The sequence below is a fragment of the Pseudomonas sp. B34(2017) genome, assembly GCF_002112915.1.
Classification (GTDB): domain Bacteria; phylum Pseudomonadota; class Gammaproteobacteria; order Pseudomonadales; family Pseudomonadaceae; genus Aquipseudomonas; species Aquipseudomonas pharyngis.
This window is the reverse complement of the sequence record NZ_NEJA01000001.1, coordinates 819085-837855: the sequence shown is the minus strand read 5'-3', so window position 1 is coordinate 837855 and position 18771 is coordinate 819085. Positions and strand designations below refer to the sequence as shown.

At 61.2% G+C, this 18771-nt stretch carries 13 protein-coding genes; 10 read left to right on the top strand and 3 right to left on the bottom strand.

The genetic code is table 11. The features are described from left to right. Nucleotides 1-18: 18 nt before the first annotated feature. Complete coding sequence (locus tag CAF80_RS04040) at nucleotides 19-1509, bottom strand: leucyl aminopeptidase (RefSeq protein WP_039769503.1); 1491 nt, start codon at nucleotides 1507-1509, stop codon at nucleotides 19-21. Nucleotides 1510-1815: 306 nt separating this feature from the next. On the opposite strand from CAF80_RS04040, the gene lptF reads away from it, so the two are divergent. From lptF to pdxJ, 8 genes are all read left to right on the top strand, one after another. Then, nucleotides 1816-2937, top strand: coding sequence for an LPS export ABC transporter permease LptF (gene lptF / locus CAF80_RS04035; RefSeq protein WP_039769504.1), 1122 nt, complete (start codon nucleotides 1816-1818; stop codon nucleotides 2935-2937). Then, nucleotides 2930-3991, top strand: coding sequence for an LPS export ABC transporter permease LptG (lptG, locus tag CAF80_RS04030; protein WP_074691203.1), 1062 nt, complete (start codon nucleotides 2930-2932; stop codon nucleotides 3989-3991). Before lptF ends, lptG begins: the two co-directional genes overlap by 8 nt. A 172-nt stretch (nucleotides 3992-4163) precedes the next feature. Beyond that, nucleotides 4164-5960 carry a translation elongation factor 4 gene (gene lepA, locus CAF80_RS04025; RefSeq protein WP_074691205.1) on the top strand — a complete coding sequence of 599 codons (1797 nt, stop codon included), beginning with the start codon at nucleotides 4164-4166 and terminating at the stop codon, nucleotides 5958-5960. Nucleotides 5961-5969: 9 nt separating this feature from the next. After that, complete coding sequence (gene lepB / locus CAF80_RS04020; RefSeq protein WP_074691207.1) at nucleotides 5970-6824, top strand: signal peptidase I; 855 nt, start codon at nucleotides 5970-5972, stop codon at nucleotides 6822-6824. A gap of 182 nt (nucleotides 6825-7006) precedes the next feature. Then, a complete protein-coding gene (gene rnc / locus CAF80_RS04015; protein ID WP_011332589.1) occupies nucleotides 7007-7696 on the top strand; it encodes a ribonuclease III in 690 nt (229 codons plus the stop codon). Next, nucleotides 7689-8591, top strand: a complete 903-nt coding sequence (gene era, locus CAF80_RS04010; RefSeq protein ID WP_007957369.1) for a GTPase Era — start codon at nucleotides 7689-7691, stop codon at nucleotides 8589-8591. The genes rnc and era overlap by 8 nt, the downstream gene beginning before the upstream one ends. Before the next feature lie 167 nt (nucleotides 8592-8758). After that, nucleotides 8759-9448, top strand: a complete 690-nt coding sequence (gene recO / locus CAF80_RS04005) for a DNA repair protein RecO (protein WP_039769514.1) — start codon at nucleotides 8759-8761, stop codon at nucleotides 9446-9448. A gap of 47 nt (nucleotides 9449-9495) precedes the next feature. Continuing rightward, nucleotides 9496-10239 carry a pyridoxine 5'-phosphate synthase gene (pdxJ, locus tag CAF80_RS04000; RefSeq protein WP_064382428.1) on the top strand — a complete coding sequence of 248 codons (744 nt, stop codon included), beginning with the start codon at nucleotides 9496-9498 and terminating at the stop codon, nucleotides 10237-10239. A 124-nt stretch (nucleotides 10240-10363) separates the two neighbouring features. On the opposite strand, the gene mltF is transcribed toward pdxJ, so the two are convergent. Beyond that, nucleotides 10364-11824: a membrane-bound lytic murein transglycosylase MltF gene (gene mltF, locus CAF80_RS03995; RefSeq protein ID WP_011332593.1), complete on the bottom strand. Its 1461-nt coding sequence runs from the start codon at nucleotides 11822-11824 to the stop codon at nucleotides 10364-10366. 285 nt (nucleotides 11825-12109) lie between these two features. Between mltF and purL the strand changes: the two genes are divergently transcribed. Next, nucleotides 12110-16006, top strand: a complete 3897-nt coding sequence (gene purL, locus CAF80_RS03990) for a phosphoribosylformylglycinamidine synthase (RefSeq protein WP_074691210.1) — start codon at nucleotides 12110-12112, stop codon at nucleotides 16004-16006. Between the two features lie 5 nt (nucleotides 16007-16011). Next, nucleotides 16012-16323, top strand: a complete 312-nt coding sequence (locus CAF80_RS03985; protein ID WP_074691212.1) for a YqfO family protein — start codon at nucleotides 16012-16014, stop codon at nucleotides 16321-16323. Nucleotides 16324-17038: 715 nt separating this feature from the next. Here the strand turns inward: CAF80_RS03985 and nagE are convergent. After that, nucleotides 17039-18754: an N-acetylglucosamine-specific PTS transporter subunit IIBC gene (gene nagE, locus CAF80_RS03980; RefSeq protein WP_074691214.1), complete on the bottom strand. Its 1716-nt coding sequence runs from the start codon at nucleotides 18752-18754 to the stop codon at nucleotides 17039-17041. Nucleotides 18755-18771 lie beyond the last annotated feature (17 nt).

Here is an 18771-nt window from a genome sequence, read left to right as displayed (position 1 = left end):
CGCTCGCAGTCATCGGTTTCAGGCTTTGGCGCGGTCCAGCAGGTACTGGGTCAGCAGGGGAACCGGACGGCCAGTGGCGCCCTTGTCCTTGCCGCCACTGGTCCACGCGGTGCCCGCGATATCCAGGTGCGCCCAGTTCAGGTTCTTGGTGAAGCGCGACAGGAAGCAGGCGGCGGTGATGGTGCCGGCTTTCGGACCGCCGATGTTGGCGATGTCGGCGAACGGGCTGTCCAGTTGCTCCTGGTACTCATCGAACAGCGGCAGTTGCCAGGCGCGGTCGTCGGCAGCCTTGCCGGCGCTCAGCAATTGCTCGATCAGCTCGTCGTTGTTGCCCAGCAGGCCCGACGTATGGGCGCCCAGAGCAACGACGCAGGCACCGGTCAGGGTGGCGATGTCGATCACCGCTTGCGGCTTGAAGCGCTCGGAGTAGGTCAGTGCATCGCACAGCACCAGACGGCCTTCGGCGTCGGTGTTGAGGATTTCCACGGTCTGGCCGCTCATGGTGGTGACGATGTCGCCCGGGCGCGAAGCGGTGCCGCTCGGCATGTTCTCGGCGCAAGCCAGGATGCACACCAGGTTGATCGGCAGTTTCAGTTCCAGCACGGCGCGAAGGGTACCGAACACGCTGGCGGCACCACCCATGTCGTACTTCATCTCGTCCATGCCGGCGCCCGGTTTCAGGCTGATACCGCCAGTATCGAAAGTGATGCCTTTACCGACCAGTGCGTACGGCTTCTCGGATTTCTTGCCGCCGTTGTATTGCATGACGATCAGGCGCGGCGGCTGGGCGCTGCCCTGGCCGACGGCGTAGAACGAACCCATGCCCAGGGATTTGATCTTCTTCTCGTCGAGGACTTCGACTTTCAGATCCTTGAACTCTTTACCGAGGTTTTTGGCCTGTTCGCCCAGGAAAGTCGGGTGGCAGATGTTCGGCGGCAGGTTGCCCAGGTTACGGGTGAACGCCATGCCGTTGGCGATCGCGGTGGCGTGGTTCACGGCGCGTTGCACTTCGGCCTGAGCGGCCTTGATGGTCAGCAGGGTGATTTTTTTCAGGGCGCGCGGTTCGGCTTTCTGGCTCTTGAACTGGTCGAAGGTGTATTCGCCATCGACCAGGGTTTCGGCCAGCAGACGGGTCTTGCCGTAGCTGTCGCGGTTCTTGATGATGATTTCATCGAGCGCCAGCACGGCGTCGCTGCCACCCAGGCCTTTAAGCGTGTTGAGGATGCCGGCGACGATCTTGCGGAACGGACGGTCGCCCAGTTCTTCATCCTTGCCCACGCCGACCAGCAGCACGCGTTCGGCTTTCAGGTTCGGCAGGCTGTGCAGCAACAGGCTCTGGCCGACCTTGCCGGCCAGGTCGCCACGCTTGAGCACGGCGCTGATGGCGCCGCCGCTCAGTTCGTCGACCTGTTTGGCGGCAACGCCGAGTTTGCGGCCTTCGCCGACGGCAACCACCAGGGTGGCGGTTTTCAACGTTTCTGGGCTAACGCTTTTTACAACCAGTTCCATGTCCGGATCCCTGAATGAATGGTCAACACGCAGGCGTTCGACGTGTCCGCCGTCGCCTGCTTATAGAGAGAAGAGGCGCAGGCCAGTGCCTGCGACAGAGGCGGCAGTTTGAACCTCGCTCACCGCGCCTGACAACCCTCGGTTGTACGATCTTCAACGGATTGCATGCTTGCGTGAGTGTGCGCAGTGACAGGCGCCCTCAATCACAGGATAATGCCGCATCTTTTTTGACGGCTCTGCCTTGCGGGCCCGTCGATACGTTTGCTTGTTTGGCCGCCTTAGCCTGACAACCCTGGAGTGTCTGGTTTGATCGTCTTCCGTTATCTGTCCCGCGAAGTCCTGTTGACCCTGAGTGCGGTAAGTGCCGTGCTGCTGGTCATCATCATGAGCGGTCGCTTCATCAAATACCTTGCCCAGGCCGCCGCGGGCCAGCTCGATCCGGGATCGCTGTTCCTGATCATGGGCTACCGTCTGCCGGGCTTCATGCAATTGATCCTGCCGCTGGGGTTGTTCCTCGGGATTCTGCTGGCCTACGGCCGGCTGTATCTGGAAAGCGAAATGACCGTGCTCTCGGCCACCGGCATGAGTCAGCAACGGCTGTTTCGCATGACCCTGTTCCCGGCCACCCTGGTGGCACTGGTGGTTGCGTGGCTGAGCCTGAGCCTGGCCCCGCAAGGCGCCAACCAGTTCCAGCTGCTGCTGAACAAGCAGGACGCCCTGACCGAATTCGACACCCTCGAGCCAGGCCGCTTCCAGGCCCTGCGCGACGGTACGCGGGTGACCTACACCGAAACCCTGAGCGACGATCGGGTCAACCTTGGCAGCGTGTTCATTTCGCAGAAGAACCTCGGCGCCAACCAGAAAGATCGCGGGATTTCCGTGCTGGTGGCGGAGAAAGGTCGTCAGGAAGTGCGTCCCGACGGCAACCGCTACTTGATCCTCGACAATGGCTACCGCTACGACGGCAGCCCGGGTCAGGCCAACTACCGCGCCATCCACTACGAAACCTACGGCGTACTGCTGCCCAAGCCGGATGTCAGCGAGGAAGTCACCGACCGTGACGCCATGCCGACTTCGTCCCTGCTGGGCAGCGACGACATTCGCTCGAAAACCGAACTGCAATGGCGTCTGTCGCTGCCGTTGCTGGTGTTCATCGTGACCCTGATGGCGGTGCCGCTGTCGCGGGTCAACCCGCGTCAGGGGCGTTTCCTCAAGCTGCTGCCGGCGATTCTTCTTTATATGGCTTACCTGACCATCCTGATTGCCGCCCGCGGCGCCCTCGAGAAAGGCAAGATTCCACCGGCGCTCGGCTTGTGGTGGGTGCATGCGATCTTCCTGGTCATCGGTCTCGGTCTGCTGTACTGGGAGCCTTTGCGCCTGAAGCTGGCCAGCCGTCGCAGCGCAGCGCTGGAGGTGGCCCGTGGTTAAACTCGACCGCTATATCGGCAGCAGCGTGTTCATGGCGATCATCGCAGTGCTGGCGATCATTCTCGGCCTGGCCACCTTGTTCGCCTTCATCGACGAGATGGGCGACGTCAGTGACACCTACACCCTGGTCGACGTTCTGAGCTTCGTGCTCCTGACCGCGCCGCGTCGGCTCTACGACATGCTGCCGATGGCGGCGCTGATCGGCTGCCTGATCGGTCTCGGCAGTCTGGCGAGCAGCAGCGAGCTGACCGTCATGCGCGCCGCCGGTGTGTCCATCGGGCGTATCGTCTGGGCGGTGATGAAGCCGATGCTGGTGCTGATGCTGGCCGGTGTGCTGATCGGCGAATACGTGGCGCCGGCCACCGAAAGCATGGCCCAGGCCAACCGTTCGCTGGCGCAAGGTAGCGGCGACGCGCAAAGCGCCAAGCACGGCATGTGGCACCGCCAGGGTGACGAATTCATTCACATCAACTCCGTGCAACCCAACGGTCGTCTGTACGGCGTGACCCGCTATCACTTCGACAAGGAGCGTCATCTGCTCAGCTCGAGCTTCGCCAAGCGCGCCGAGTTCGACACCGATCACTGGCAGCTCACCGACGTGACCACCACCAAATTCCACGAGCGCAGCACCGAAGTGGTCAATACGCCGGTCGAGCGCTGGGACGTTTCCCTGAGCCCGCAACTGCTGAGCACCGTGGTGATGGCGCCGGAATCGCTTTCGATTACCGGTCTGTGGGGTTACATCCACTATTTGGCTGATCAGGGCTTGAGCAACGGTCGTTACTGGCTGGCATTTTGGGTCAAGGTGTTGCAGCCGCTGGTGACCGCCGCGCTGGTGCTGATGGCAATCTCCTTCATCTTCGGTCCGCTGCGTTCGGTGACCCTCGGTCAGCGGGTGTTCACCGGTGTGCTGGTGGGCTTCACCTTCCGCATCGTTCAGGATCTGCTGGGCCCGTCCAGTCTGGTGTTCGGCTTCTCGCCGCTGTTCGCGGTGCTGGTGCCGGCTGGCGTGTGTGCGCTGGCAGGTGTCTGGCTGTTGCGCCGAGCCGGTTGATGAACAAGGTTTCACCCACGCTTTAGCCTTGAAAACGCCTCGGTCGCCAGACCGGGGCGTTTTTGCATGCAATCCGGGTGACAGGCGAACGTGACGCTTGCGCCGTGTATCAGGTACAATTCCCGGCTATTTTTCGGCGGGCCAAGCCTGCAGCCTTTTTGAGTGTTGATCCGTGAGTGATTTGAGTCATATCCGCAATTTCTCCATCATCGCCCACATTGACCATGGCAAGTCGACGCTGGCTGACCGTTTCATCCAGATGTGCGGTGGCCTGGCCGAGCGTGAAATGGAAGCCCAGGTACTGGATTCCATGGATCTGGAGCGCGAACGCGGGATCACCATCAAGGCCCACAGCGTTACCCTCTATTACAAGGCCAAAGACGGCGTCACCTATCAGCTGAACTTCATTGACACCCCGGGCCACGTCGACTTCACCTACGAAGTCAGCCGTTCCCTGGCGGCCTGTGAAGGTGCGCTGCTGGTGGTCGATGCGGGGCAGGGCGTGGAAGCCCAGTCCGTGGCCAACTGCTACACCGCCATCGAGCAGGGCCTCGAGGTCATGCCGGTCCTGAACAAGATCGACCTGCCACAGGCCGAGCCCGAACGCGTCAAGGACGAGATCGAGAAGATCATCGGCATCGACGCCACCGACGCCGTCACCTGCAGCGCCAAGACCGGCCTGGGTGTCGACGAAGTGCTCGAGCGTCTGGTCGCCACCATTCCTGCGCCGACCGGCAACATCGAAGATCCGCTGCAAGCGTTGATCATCGACTCCTGGTTCGACAACTACCTGGGCGTTGTCTCCCTGGTGCGCGTGCGTCATGGCCGCGTGAAGAAGGGCGACAAGATTCTCGTCAAGTCCACCGGCAAGGTGCATCTGGTCGACAGCGTGGGTGTGTTCAACCCGAAACACACCGCCACCGCTGACCTGAAGGCCGGCGAAGTGGGCTTCATCATCGCCAGCATCAAGGACATTCACGGTGCGCCGGTCGGTGACACCCTGACCCTGAGCTCCACCCCGGACGTTCCGGTGCTGCCAGGTTTCAAACGCATCCAGCCGCAGGTTTACGCCGGTCTGTTCCCGGTCAGTTCCGACGACTTCGAGGACTTCCGCGAAGCGCTGCAGAAACTGACCCTGAACGACTCGTCGCTGCAATACACGCCGGAAAGCTCCGACGCGCTGGGCTTCGGCTTCCGTTGCGGCTTCCTCGGCATGCTGCACATGGAAATCATCCAGGAGCGCTTGGAGCGCGAGTACGACCTGGACCTGATCACCACGGCGCCGACGGTAATCTTCGAACTGGTGCTGAAAACCGGTGAAACGATTTACGTCGACAACCCGTCGAAGCTGCCGGACGTCTCGTCGATCGAAGACATGCGCGAGCCGATCGTGCGCGCCAACATTCTGGTGCCGCAGGAGCATCTGGGCAACGTCATCACTCTGTGCATCGAGAAACGCGGTGTGCAGGTCGACATGTTGTTCCTCGGCAATCAGGTGCAAGTGACCTACGACCTGCCGATGAACGAAGTGGTGCTGGACTTCTTCGATCGTCTGAAATCCACCAGCCGCGGCTATGCTTCGCTGGACTACCATTTCGATCGTTACCAATCGGCTAATCTGGTGAAACTGGACGTGCTGATCAACGGCGACAAGGTCGACGCTCTGGCGTTGATCGTGCACCGTGACAATTCGCACTTCAAAGGTCGCCAGTTGACCGAGAAGATGAAAGAGCTGATTCCTCGTCAGATGTTCGACGTGGCCATCCAGGCTGCCATTGGCGGTCAGATCGTCGCCCGGACAACCGTCAAGGCACTCAGAAAGAACGTATTGGCCAAGTGCTACGGCGGCGACGTCAGCCGTAAGAAAAAACTGCTTGAGAAGCAGAAGGCCGGTAAGAAACGCATGAAACAGGTCGGCAACGTGGAAATCCCGCAAGAAGCCTTCCTCGCCGTGCTCAGGTTGGAATAGTCAGGTCCTATGTCACTAAATTTCCCGCTGTTGCTGGTCATTGCCGTGTTCGTCTGCGGTCTGTTGGCGTTGCTCGATCTGTTGATCCTGGCACCGCGTCGGCGTGCCGCCATCGCCTCCTATCAGGGCAGCGTCAGCCAGCCTGATGTGGTGGTGGTCGAGAAGCTGAACAAGGAACCGCTGCTGGTCGAATATGGCAAGTCGTTCTTCCCGGTGCTGTTCATCGTGCTGGTGCTGCGTTCGTTCCTGGTGGAGCCGTTCCAGATTCCGTCCGGCTCGATGAAACCGACCCTGGACGTCGGCGACTTCATTCTGGTGAACAAGTTTTCCTACGGGATCCGTTTGCCGGTGATCGACAAGAAGATCATCGAAGTCGGTGACCCACAGCGCGGCGATGTGATGGTGTTCCGCTACCCGAGCGACCCGAACGTCAATTACATCAAGCGCGTGGTCGGCCTGCCGGGCGATACCGTGCGGTACACCGCCGACAAGCGCCTGTTCGTCAACGGCGAGTCGATTGCCGAGCAACTGGTCGGCTCCGAGCCGGGTACGTTGGGCAGCGCGGAACTCTACAAGGAAAAACTCGGCGCCGCCGAGCACCTGATCCGCAAGGAAATGAGCCGCTACCGCGCCACGCCGGACCATAGCTGGACCGTGCCGGCCGGTCACTACTTCATGATGGGCGACAACCGCGACAATTCGAACGACAGTCGCTACTGGGATGATCCGAACATTCCCAAGGATCTGCTGGGCATGGTTCCCGACCAGAACATCGTCGGCAAAGCCTTCGCGGTCTGGATGAGCTGGCCGGAACCGAAACTCAGCCACCTGCCGAACTTCTCGCGGGTCGGCCTGATCAAGTAAACAAACACGGCGCTGTTGACCACAGCGCCGAATGCATTTCTGGCGTCGGCACAACCGGCTCCGGGGCATGAAGCCACGATATTCAGGACGTCATTTTTGAACACAGCGTTAATTGTCCCAGGCCTGCGCCGTATCCCGGCGATGGCAGTGGAATCCAGCCACGAACTCAGCGTGGGTAAACCGTGAGCGTTTCTCTAAGCCGTCTCGAGCGTCAGCTCGGTTACACCTTCAAAGACCAGGAACTGATGGTCCTGGCCCTTACGCACCGCAGCTTTGCCGGACGCAACAACGAGCGTCTGGAATTCCTCGGCGATGCGATCCTCAATTTTGTTGCCGGCGAAGCCTTGTTCGACCGTTTCCCGCTGGCGCGCGAAGGCCAGTTGTCGCGTTTGCGCGCACGACTGGTGAAAGGTGAGACGCTGGCGGTGCTGGCCCGCGGTTTCGATCTGGGCGATTACCTGCGTCTGGGGTCCGGCGAGTTGAAGAGCGGCGGTTTCCGTCGCGAGTCGATTCTGGCCGACGCCCTTGAAGCGCTGATCGGTGCGATCTACCTCGACGCCGGCATGGAAGTCGCCCGCGAACGTGTACTGGCCTGGCTGGCCGGCGAGTTCGAAGGCCTGACGCTGGTCGACACCAACAAGGATCCGAAGACCCGCCTGCAGGAATTCCTGCAATCGCGCGGCTGCGAATTGCCGCGTTATGAAGTGGTGGATATCCAGGGCGAGCCGCACTGCCGTACTTTCTTCGTCGAGTGCGAAGTTGTCCTATTGAATGAAAAAAGCCGGGGTCAGGGTGTGAGCCGTCGTATTGCCGAACAGGTAGCGGCCGCCGCAGCACTGATTGCCCTGGGTGTGGAGAATGGCAATGACTGATACAAACGCAACGCGCTGTGGCTATGTTGCCATCGTCGGCCGTCCCAACGTGGGCAAGTCCACGCTGCTGAACCACATCCTCGGCCAGAAGCTCGCGATCACCTCGCGCAAGCCGCAGACCACTCGCCACAACATGCTCGGGATCAAGACCGAAGGCGACGTGCAGGCGATCTACGTCGACACTCCCGGCATGCACAAGGGTGGCGAAAAGGCCCTGAACCGTTACATGAACAAGACTGCTTCGGCCGCGTTGAAAGACGTCGATGTGGTGATTTTCGTCGTTGACCGCACCAAGTGGACCGACGAAGACCAGATGGTGCTCGAGCGCGTGCAGTACGTGACCGGCCCGCTGATCGTCGCACTGAACAAGACCGACCGCATCGAAGACAAGGCCGAGCTGATGCCGCACCTGTCGTGGTTGCAGGAACAGCTGCCGAATGCGCAGATCATTCCGATCTCGGCGCAACACGGGCACAACCTCGACGCGCTGGAAAAGGTCATCGCCGACCATCTGCCGGAGAACGATCACTTCTTCCCGGAAGACCAGATCACCGACCGCAGCAGCCGCTTCCTCGCCGCCGAACTGGTCCGCGAGAAAATCATGCGCCAGCTCGGCGCCGAGCTGCCGTACCAGATCACCGTGGAAATCGAAGAGTTCAAGCAGCAGGGGGCGACGCTGCACATTCATGCGCTGATCCTCGTCGAGCGTGACGGCCAGAAGAAAATCATCATTGGCGACAAGGGCGAGCGCATCAAGCGCATCGGCACCGAGGCGCGCAAGGACATGGAGCTGCTGTTCGACTCCAAGATCATGCTCAACCTGTGGGTCAAGGTGAAGGGCGGCTGGTCCGACGACGAGCGTGCGCTGCGTTCGTTGGGTTACGGCGACCTGTAAGCGCTGATCCCGAGAACACCGATACCCACTGTGGGAGCGAGCCTGCTCGCGATAGCGGTATTTCAGTCGACATCCTTGTTGTCTGATACACCCTCATCGCGAGCAGGCTCGCTCCCACATTAGTTTTGGGTTTGTGTGTAAAACTGCGTTTCGTCATCGAGAACTCAATGTCGCAAAGCCCGCCTCCCGCCCAACCCGCCTACGTCCTCCACTCCCGCGCCTACCGCGAAACCAGCGCCTTGGTGGACTTCCTCACGCCACAAGGTCGGCTGCGGGCGGTGTTGCGCAGTGCACGGGGCAAGGCCGGGACATTGGCGCGGCCGTTCGTGCCGCTGGAAGTGGAGTTTCGCGGCAAGGGTGAGTTGAAGAACGTGGGGCGCATGGAGAGTGTCGGCAACGCCACGTGGATGGTCGGCGAGGCGCTGTTCAGCGGCCTGTATCTCAACGAACTGTTGATTCGCCTGTTGCCCGCCGAAGACCCACACCCGGCAGTATTCGATCATTACGCGGCGACCTTGCTGGCATTGGCCGAAGGCCGGCCGCTGGAGCCGCTGCTGCGTTCTTTCGAATGGCGGCTGCTCGACGACCTCGGTTACGGCTTCTCCCTGAACACCGACATCAACGACGAACCCATCGCTGCGGATGGCCTATACCGTTTGCAGGTGGATGCCGGGCTCGAACGGGTCTATCTGCTGCAACCCGGCCTGTTCAACGGCACCGAACTGCTGGCCATGGCCGAAGCCGACTGGTCGGCACCGGGCGCGCTGTCCGCCGCCAAGCGCTTGATGCGCCAAGCTTTGGCCGTGCATCTGGGCGGTCGTCCTCTCGTCAGTCGCGAGCTGTTTCGCAAGCCCTGATCTCGCCGTATGCTGTGCGCCGAATCTTTCCATTCAGGAGCGCATCCGTGACCACCAGCAATCGCATTCTTCTTGGCGTGAACATCGACCACGTCGCCACCCTGCGTCAGGCCCGGGGCACGCGCTATCCGGATCCGGTCAAGGCAGCGCTGGACGCGGAAGAGGCGGGCGCTGACGGCATCACCGTGCACCTGCGCGAAGACCGTCGGCACATTCAGGAGCGCGACGTGCTGCTGCTCAAGGATGTGCTGCAAACCCGCATGAACTTCGAAATGGGCGTCACCGAAGAGATGATGGCGTTCGCCGAGCGCATCCGTCCGGCGCACATCTGTCTGGTCCCGGAGACTCGTCAGGAGTTGACCACCGAAGGCGGTCTGGATGTGGCAGGGCAGGAAGAGCGGATCAGGGCGGCGGTCGAGCGTCTGTCGAAGATCGGCAGCGAGGTATCGCTGTTCATCGACGCCGACGAGCGGCAGATCGCTGCGTCGAAGCGCGTCGGCGCACCGGCCATCGAGCTGCACACCGGGCGTTACGCGGATGCCGAAACGCCGACCGAAGTGGCTGAAGAGCTCAAGCGTGTCGCGGACGGCGTAGCGTTCGGTCTGGCCCAGGGCCTGATCGTCAATGCCGGCCATGGCCTGCACTATCACAACGTCGAGGCGGTTGCCGCAATCAAGGGCATCAACGAGCTGAACATCGGTCACGCGCTGGTGGCGCACGCGTTGTTCGTAGGCTTCAAGTCTGCTGTCTCTGAAATGAAAGCGCTGATCCTGGCCGCCGCCAAGCACTAAGCCTCGACAAAAAAGCTGTGGGAGCGAGCCTGCTCGCGAAAGCGCTGTATCAGTCAACGATGATGACGGCTGACACGACGCCTTCGCGAGCGGGCTCGCTCCCACATTTATTTTGGGGTGTTTGTTACAACGGGGCGGGCTCTTGAGCCGGTTTCGACTTGTCGATCCCCGGCACATGCAGATTGCCCTCTGCCACCTGATCGCCTTCAAGCTGCGGCTGGGTCACCCAGGTGAGGATGTCGTAGTAGCGACGGATGTTCGCCACGAAATGCACCGGTTCGCCGCCCCGGGCATAGCCGTAGCGGGTCTTGCTGTACCACTGCTTCTGCGACAGGCGCGGCAGGATCTTTTTCACATCCAGCCACTTGTCCGGGTTCAACCCTTCCTTGGCCGCCAGTTTGCGTGCGTCATCCAGATGACCGCTGCCGACGTTGTAGGCCGCCAGAGCAAACCAGGTGCGATCCGGTTCCTGGATCGACTCGTCGAGCTGATCCTTCATGTAGGCCAGGTACTTGGCGCCGCCCATGATGCTCTGCTTCGGATCGAGGCGGTTGGACACGCCCATGGCCTGGGCAGTGTTCTGGGTCAGCATCATCAGCCCGCGCACGCCGGTCTTCGAGGTGACCGCCGGTTGCCACAGCGATTCCTGATAACCGATCGCCGCCAGCAGGCGCCAGTCGACTTTCTCTTTCTTGGCGTAGGCCTTGAAGTGCTGTTCGTATTTGGGCAGCCGCTGCTGCAAATGTTGGGCGAAGGTGGTGGCGCCCATGTAGCCGAGGACGTCGACGTGGCCGTAATAACGGTCTTTCAGACGTTGCAGGGTGCCGTTCTTCTGCACCTTGTCCAGATAACTGTTGATCTCGTTGAGCAGGCTGTTGTCTTCGCCGGCGGCCACGGCCCAGCTCTGGCTGCGCGCGTCGCCGAGGTCGAAGGCCACGCGGATGTTGGTGAAGTACACCTGGTTCATCGCCACTTCGTTGGAATCGACCAGGGTCAGGTCGATCTGACCTTCATCGACCATGCGTAGCAGGTCGACCACTTCAACGGCGTCGGACTCTTCGTACTGGATGCCAGGATATTTCTGTTTCAGCTCCGCCAGTTGTTCGGCGTGGGTGCTGCCCTTGAGCACCATGATCTTCTTGCCCACCAGATCGCCGGCGTCGGTGGGGCGTGACTGGCCGTTGCGATAGATGATCTGCGGGGTGACTTCGAGGTAGGAGCGGGAGAAGCGCACCTGCTTCTTGCGCTGTTCGCTGCTGACCAGGCCGGCGGCCGCCAGTACCGGACCGTTCGGCTTGCCGACCTGGTTGAACAGATCGTCGAGGTTGTCGGCGGTTTCAATCTTGAGCTCGACCCCCAAATCGTCGGCGAAGCGCTTCACCAGCTCGTATTCGAAGCCGGTTTCACCGCTGCGATCCTGAAAGTAGGTGGCGGGGCTGTTTCGGGTGACCACCCGCAGCACGCCATCCTCCTTTACGCGCTCGAGTGTGTTGGGTTTATCAACACAGCCACTGAGCATCAGGAAGAGTCCGGTAGCGATCAGCCATTTGGCGTATCGCGGACGCAAAGCCGTTGGGGAAAACATGTGCGCAGTATACGCAAAGGACAACGGGCGCCATATCTCGACAGTCGAGGGGTTGTCTGCTAGGCATCACAAAACCGCGCGAAACCCCGCAGAAACGGGCCCGAAAGGCATTTTGTGACAGAAAAAATAACCCGCCTTGCAACACCCGATAAATTTGACCCTCAAGGCAGGAACACCACTCGACATCCGGGTGCAACCGTGCGTAGCGTTTCGGGTGATGTTGAGGGCGGTTTAGGCTAGAATGCACGGCCTCAAAGCACACCCCTTCCCGAGGCTGTCCCGAAGATGTTGATCCTGCGCGGCGCTCCTGCCCTTTCTGCCTTTCGCCACAGCAAACTCCTTGAGCAACTGAGCCAGAAGGTTCCAGCTGTCAGTGGCCTGTATGCTGAATTCGCTCACTTCGCCGAAGTCACCGGCGTCCTGACCGGCGACGAACAGCAGGTGCTTGCGCGCCTTCTGAAGTACGGTCCAAGCGTTCCGGTTCAAGAGCCGACCGGTCGTCTGTTCCTGGTGTTGCCACGTTTCGGCACCATCTCGCCATGGTCGAGCAAGGCCAGCGACATCGCCCGCAACTGCGGCCTGAGCAAGATCCAGCGCCTGGAGCGCGGCATCGCGTTCTACGTCGCCGGCCAGTTCAGCGAAACCGAAGCGCAGCAGATTGCAGACGTACTGCATGACCGCATGACGCAGATCGTTCTGGCCAACCTCGAGCAGGCCGCCGGTCTGTTCAGCCACGCCGAACCGAAGCCGCTGACCGCCATCGACATCCTCGGCGGCGGTCGCGCCGCGCTGGAAAAAGCCAACGTCGAACTGGGCCTGGCCCTGGCCGAAGACGAGATCGACTACCTGGTCAACGCCTTCAACGGTCTCAAGCGCAACCCGCACGACATCGAACTGATGATGTTCGCCCAGGCCAACTCCGAGCACTGCCGCCACAAGATCTTCAACGCCAGTTGGGATATTGACGGCGAGAGCCAGGAAAAAAGCCTGTTCGGCATGATCAAGAACACCTATCAGATGCACAGCGAAGGCGTGCTGTCCGCTTACAAGGACAACGCCTCGGTGATCGTCGGCAACGTCGCCGGCCGCTTCTTCCCGGATCCGGAAACCCGCCAGTACGGCGCGGTGCAGGAGCCGGTGCACATCCTGATGAAGGTCGAAACCCACAACCACCCGACTGCGATCGCTCCGTTCCCGGGCGCGTCCACCGGTTCCGGTGGCGAGATCCGCGACGAAGGTGCAACCGGCCGTGGCGCCAAGCCGAAGGCCGGCCTGACCGGTTTCACCGTGTCGAACCTGCAGATCCCTGGCTTCGAACAGCCATGGGAAGTGCCGTACGGCAAGCCTGAGCGCATCGTCAACGCGCTGGACATCATGATCGAAGGCCCGCTGGGCGGCGCTGCGTTCAACAACGAATTCGGCCGTCCGGCCCTGACCGGTTACTTCCGTACCTTCGAACAGTCGATCACCACCCCGCACGGTGACGAGGTTCGCGGTTACCACAAGCCGATCATGCTGGCTGGCGGCATGGGCAACATCCGTGAAGAACACGTCAAGAAAGGCGAGATCGTTGTCGGCTCCAAGCTGATCGTGCTCGGCGGCCCGGCGATGCTGATCGGCCTGGGCGGCGGCGCTGCTTCCTCCATGGCCACCGGCACCAGCTCGGCGGATCTGGACTTCGCTTCGGTTCAGCGTGAAAACCCTGAAATGGAACGTCGCTGCCAGGAAGTCATCGACCGTTGCTGGCAGCTGGGTGACAAGAACCCGATCAGCTTCATCCACGACGTGGGTGCGGGCGGTCTGTCCAACGCCTTCCCGGAACTGGTCAACGACGGCGACCGTGGTGGCCGTTTCGAACTGCGCAACATTCCGAACGACGAACCGGGCATGGCCCCGCACGAAATCTGGTCCAACGAATCCCAGGAACGTTACGTTCTGGCGGTCGGCCCGGCCGACTTCGAGCGCTTCAAGGCGATCTGCGAACGTGAGCGTTGCCCGTTTGCCGTTGTCGGTGAAGCCACCGCCGAGCCGCAACTGACCGTGACCGACAGCCACTTCGGCAACAACCCGGTGGACATGCCACTGGAAGTGTTGCTGGGCAAGGCCCCGCGCATGCATCGTTCGGTGGTTCGCGAAGCCGAGCTGGGCGATGACTTCGATCCGTCGAACCTCGACATCGGCGAAAGCATCGAGCGCGTTCTGCACCACCCGGCCGTGGCAAGCAAAAGCTTCCTGATCACCATCGGCGACCGCACCATCACCGGCCTCGTGGCCCGTGACCAGATGGTCGGCCCTTGGCAGGTTCCGGTGGCCGACGTGGCCGTCACCGCCACCAGTTTCGACGTCTACACCGGTGAAGCGATGGCGATGGGCGAGCGCACTCCGCTGGCGCTGCTGGATGCGCCGGCGTCGGGCCGCATGGCCATCGGCGAAACCCTGACCAACATTGCCGCTTCGCGCATCAACAAGCTCTCCGACATCAAACTGTCGGCGAACTGGATGTCCGCTGCCGGCCACCCGGGCGAAGACGCGCGTCTGTACGACACCGTGAAAGCGGTCGGCATGGAACTGTGCCCTGAGCTGGGCCTGACCATTCCGGTTGGCAAGGACTCGATGTCCATGGCCACCCGCTGGAACGACAACGGCGAAGACAAGACCGTCACCTCGCCAATGTCCCTGATCGTGACCGGTTTCGCGCCAGTGGCTGACATCCGTCAGACCCTGACTCCGGAACTGCGCATGGACAAGGGCACCACCGACCTGATCCTGATCGACCTCGGTCGCGGCCAGAACCGCATGGGCGCCTCGATCCTCGCGCAGGTTCACGGCAAGCTCGGCAAGCAGGCTCCGGACGTCGACGACGCCGAAGACCTGAAAGCGTTCTTCGCCGTGATCCAGGGCCTCAACGCCGACGGTCACCTGCTGGCTTACCACGACCGTTCCGACGGTGGTCTGCTGACTTCCGTGGTGGAAATGGCCTTTGCGGGTCACTGCGGTCTGAGCCTGAACCTGGACAGCGTTGCCGAAAGCTCCGCTGAAATCGCCGCCATCCTGTTCAACGAAGAACTGGGTGCCGTGATCCAGGTTCGCCAGGACGCCACCCCGGACATCCTCGCCCAATTCAGCGCTGCCGGTCTGGGCGACTGCGTGTCGGTGATCGGTCAACCGATCAACAACGGCCAGATCAACATCACCTTCAACGGTGACACCGTGTTCGAAGGCCAGCGTCGTCTGCTGCAACGTCAGTGGGCCGAGACCAGCTACCAGATCCAGCGTCTGCGCGACAACGCCGACTGCGCCGAGCAAGAGTTCGATGCGCTGCTGGAAGAAGACAACCCGGGCCTGAGCGTCAAGCTGAGCTACGACGTCAACCAGGACATCGCCGCGCCTTACATCAAGAAAGGCATTCGCCCACAGGTTGCCGTGCTGCGTGAGCAGGGCGTCAACGGTCAGGTGGAAATGGCGGCAGCGTTCGACCGCGCCGGTTTCAATGCGATCGACGTGCACATGAGCGACATTCTGGCCGGCCGCGTCGACCTGAACGAGTTCAAGGGTCTGGTGGCCTGCGGTGGTTTCTCCTACGGCGACGTTCTCGGCGCCGGTGAGGGCTGGGCCAAGTCCGCACTGTTCAACAGCCGTGCCCGCGATGCGTTCCAGGGCTTCTTCGAACGTAACGACAGCTTCACCCTCGGCGTGTGCAACGGTTGCCAGATGATGTCCAACCTGCACGAGCTGATCCCGGGCAGCGAGTTCTGGCCGCACTTCGTGCGCAACCGCTCCGAGCAGTTCGAAGCGCGCGTGGCGATGGTACAGGTTCAAGAGTCGAACTCGATCTTCCTGCAGGGCATGGCCGGTTCGCGCATGCCGATCGCCATCGCTCACGGTGAAGGCCATGCCGAATTCGAAAGCGAAGAGGCACTGCTGGAAGCCGATCTGTCGGGTTGCGTGGCGATGCGTTTCGTCGACAACCACGGCAAGGTCACCGAAGCTTACCCTGCCAACCCGAACGGTTCGCCGCGCGGGATCACCGGCCTCACCAGCCGCGACGGTCGCGTGACGATCATGATGCCGCACCCGGAGCGTGTGTTCCGTGCCGTGCAGAACTCGTGGCGTTCGGAAGACTGGAACGAAGACGCACCCTGGATGCGTATGTTCCGTAACGCTCGTGTGTGGGTGAACTAAGCGCTGTGTACAAGCTCGCGTTTTTTGTTCCCGACAGCCATGTCGAGGTGGTCAAGGATGCTGTGTTCGCTGCCGGTGGTGGGCGGATTGGTGACTATGACCACTGTGCGTGGCAGGTGCTTGGTACGGGTCAGTTTCGGCCTCTGGACGGGAGTCAGCCGTTCATTGGTCAGGCTGGGCAGGTTGAGCGGGTCGAGGAGTGGAAGGTTGAGCTTGTCGTTGGCGATGAGTTGATTCGCTCGGTAGTGGCGGCTCTTAAGTTGAGCCATCCCTATGAGACGCCGGCTTATGAAGTGTGGCGGTTGGAGGATTTTTGATCTTCCTTGGCTGCTGATACGGGAAACCCGCTGGGAGTGATTTCAGCGGGTTTTTTGGTTTTTGGGATTGAGTGAATATCCGTTGCTTCGGGTGTTGCCACTGGCGGTTTCGCCCTTACGGCGAGTCACTTTTTTCAAACGCCCGGAATGCCGGCCCAGAAAAAAGTAACCAAAAACGCTGGGCCCCCGGCGTTCGGCACCTCGCTTTGGCTCGGTGTTCCTTCGTTCCGGGATTCATCCGGGGGCATCGCCTACGGTTTGCTTCGCTGCACCTCCTCTCGATGCATGCGGCTTCGCCGCACGGTCGCTGCGCTCCCACCCCCGGATAAATCCCTCCACTCAGCCTGCCGATGGGGCCGGCACGTCAAAGCCTTACTCGAGCTAACGCTCATCGTGTTGAGTGGTGGGGAGCGAAAGCAGAAGCGGAAGCAGGAAGCAGGAAGCAGGAAGCAGGAAGCAGGAAGCAGGAAGCAGAAGGTAACTTTGTACTGCTTGATCGTTCCCACGCTCCGCGTGGGAATGCAGCCTGGGACGCTCCGCGTTCCATTTTCGAATGTTTAAAGATGTGTGGGTTTTACCGAATCTTCCCATTTGGTTTTAGCTTGCCCCTCGGAAGCTCCGGTCCTGCGGTGGTTGCTTCAAATGAAACAGGAAACCCGGCCTGGGCCGGGTCTCTTGTTTGTAATCGCTTAAAGTCAAAACTGGATGGCGACCATCAGACTTTTGCACTCACCTCACTCCGATTAACCAACCCCTCCAACGCCGCACTCAGGCTCTGCGCCCGATCCCCCACCAGCAAGTGCCATACGCCATCTTCCAGCGCGCTCACACCCAGACATCCAAGTTCTTTCAATCGGCTTTCCGACAGCGCTTTGCCATCGGCCAGTTGCAGGCGGATCCGGCTCATGGCGATGCAGTCGAGTTGCAGCACGTTGTCGCTGCCGCCCAGGGCGCTCAGCCATTGCTGGACCTGGGGTGCGGCTATAGCAACGGGCTCGCTGGTTTCGACGACGGCGACAGGAGCAGTCGCTGCGGCTCGGCCCAATGCGGGCATCGCCAGGCGGATTTCGTCGGCAATGCTGTCGGCCATCGGCCCGACGACCACCTGCAGACTGCCGCCCTTGCCCGGACGTACCACGGCCATTGCACCCAGTGCTTTCAAATCGGCATCGGAGGCTTTGTTGCGATCGACCATTTCCAGTCGCAGCCGCGTGGTGCACGCGCCGACGGTGACCAGATTCTCGGCACCTCCCAAGGCTTTGATGTACGCAGCGGCGCGCTCGTTTTCTGTCAGCACGGATTTCTCGGCAGCGGTCACGTCTTCACGTCCCGGCGTTTTCAGATTGAAACGGCGGATACAGAAGTCGAACACCGCGTAATAGATGACGGCATAAACCAGTCCCACCGGCACCACCAGCCAGCCGTTGGTGGAGCGTCCCCAACCCAGCACCATGTCGATGAAACCGCCGGAGAAGGTGAAGCCGAGGTGAATGTTCAGCGCATTGGTAATCGCCATCGACAACCCGGTCAGCAACGCATGCACCAGATACAGCAGCGGCGCCAGAAACATGAAGGCAAATTCGATGGGCTCGGTCACCCCGGTCAGGAAAGAAGTCAGGGCCATCGACAGGAAGATCCCGCCCATGACCTTACGGCGTTCCGGCAGGGCGTTGCGGTACATCGCCAGGCACGCGGCCGGCAGGCCGAAGATCATCATCGGGAACATGCCGGTCATGAACTGGCCGCCCTTGGGATCGCCGGCGAAGTAACGCGACAGATCGCCAGTGACCAGAGCACCGGTGGTCGGGTCGGTGAAGTTGCCGAACACGAACCACGCCATGTTGTTGAGGATATGGTGCAGGCCGGTGACGATCAGCAGGCGGTTGAACACGCCGAAGACGAAGGCGCCGAAGCTGCCGCTTTCCATCATCAGGCTGCCGAAGCTGTTGATGCCTTGCTGGATCGGCGGCCAGATGTAGCCGAACACCACGCCCAGACCGACCGCCGCGAACCCGGTGACGATCGGCACAAAACGCCGACCACCGAAGAAGGCGAGGTACTCCGGCAGTTTGATGTCCTTGAAGCGGTTGTACAGCGCGCCGGCCATCAGGCCGCTGACGATCCCGGCGAGCATGCCCATGTTGATGCTGGCGTCGAGCACCTTGAGGGTGGAGATCATCACCAGGTAGCCGATCACTCCGGCGAGGCCGGCGGTGCCGTTGTTGTCACGGGCGAAGCCGACCGCGATGCCGATGGCGAAGATCATTGCCAGGTTGGCGAAGATCACCTGGCCGGCGTCGTGGATGATCGCGATGTTCAGCAGGTCAGTGTCGCCCAGGCGCAGCAGCAGGCCGGCGATCGGCAGGATCGCGATCGGCAGCATCAGCGCGCGGCCGAGGCGTTGCAGGCCTTCGATGAAGAGTTGGTACATGGCGTTTGTCCTTGTTG